General features: G+C 44.5%; 3 tRNA genes. All 3 read left to right on the top strand.

From position 1 onward, the window contains the following. Window positions 1-191: 191 nt before the first annotated feature. Window positions 192-267 (top strand) — tRNA-Phe (locus CIK04_RS32400). A gap of 49 nt (window positions 268-316) precedes the next feature. Further along, window positions 317-392, top strand: a tRNA-Thr gene (locus CIK04_RS32395). Window positions 393-431: 39 nt separating this feature from the next. Further along, window positions 432-507, top strand: a tRNA-Asn gene (locus CIK04_RS32390). Window positions 508-521 lie beyond the last annotated feature (14 nt).

The raw sequence follows: 521 nt of genomic DNA, 5'->3' as shown, positions 1-521 counted from the left end.
TGCAGGAATCGCCGTTCATCCCATTAAATCTGATAAATAAATGTCGCTTAGATGTTTATATACTGTACTTCCATCGTATTTAAAACGAAATAAAAACCACCCCATTGGCGGGCAACAAAAGCAGCAAACGATATTTTTTTGCATTTTTATATTGACCTAGAAAGCGAAAAACCGTTTAATACASCTCCGTYGCCCGGATAGCTCAGTCGGTAGAGCAGAGGATTGAAAATCCTCGTGTCGGTGGTTCGATTCCGCCTCCGGGCACCACGAATTAAAATCGTTGGTGCGAAATGTACGAGCGATAAAAATATAGTGTGCCGACTTAGCTCAGTAGGTAGAGCAACTGACTTGTAATCAGTAGGTCACCAGTTCGATTCCGGTAGTCGGCACCATTTACAATAACTCTTGTATAGCAAGAGAGACAGAATAGTTCCTCCTTAGCTCAGTCGGTAGAGCGACGGACTGTTAATCCGCAGGTCGCTGGTTCGAGCCCAGCAGGAGGAGCCACCTTTAAAAGCCAA

It is taken from the genome of Vibrio sp. 03_296 (genome assembly GCF_002265885.1).
This window is presented reverse-complemented; position numbering and strand designations above follow the sequence as displayed.